Consider the following 542-nt stretch of genomic DNA (forward strand, 5'->3'; position numbering starts at 1 on the left):
TTGGAACGCTCCCCTACCGATGCTTGCGCATCCCGCGACTTCGGTTCTGTACTTGAGCCCCGGATATTTTCGGCGCAGGGCCTCTCGACCAGTGAGCTATTACGCACTCTTTGAATGGTGGCTGCTTCTGAGCCAACATCCTGGTTGTTTTGGAAGTCCTACATCCTTTTCCACTTAGTACAGCATTCGGGACCTTAGTCGGCGGTCTGGGCTGTTTCCCTTTTGAATACGGGTCTTATCACTCGCATTCTGACTCCCAGGCTCTTCTCATGAAGCCATTCGCAGTTTGACTAGGCTCGGTAAGCTTTACGCTCCCTTACCCGATCAGTGCTCTACCGTCTTCATGTGTTACCTGAGGCTAGCCCTAAAGCTATTTCGGGGAGAACCAGCTATCTCCACGTTCGATTGGCATTTCACCCCTATGCACAGCTCATCCCAAAGTTTTTCAACACTCACGGGTTCGGTCCTCCACTCATTTTTACCTGAGCTTCAACCTGGCCATGCATAGATCACTGTGGTTTCGGGTCTAATCCCAGAGACTT

At 51.3% G+C, this 542-nt stretch carries 1 rRNA gene; it reads right to left on the reverse strand.

Annotated features, from left to right (window positions below):
- Positions 1–542, reverse strand: a 23S ribosomal RNA gene (locus tag ACE419_RS11535); the annotation flags it as partial.

Origin of the sequence: Mitsuokella apri (genome assembly GCF_047974105.1) — a bacterium.
GTDB lineage: Bacteria > Bacillota > Negativicutes > Selenomonadales > Selenomonadaceae > Mitsuokella.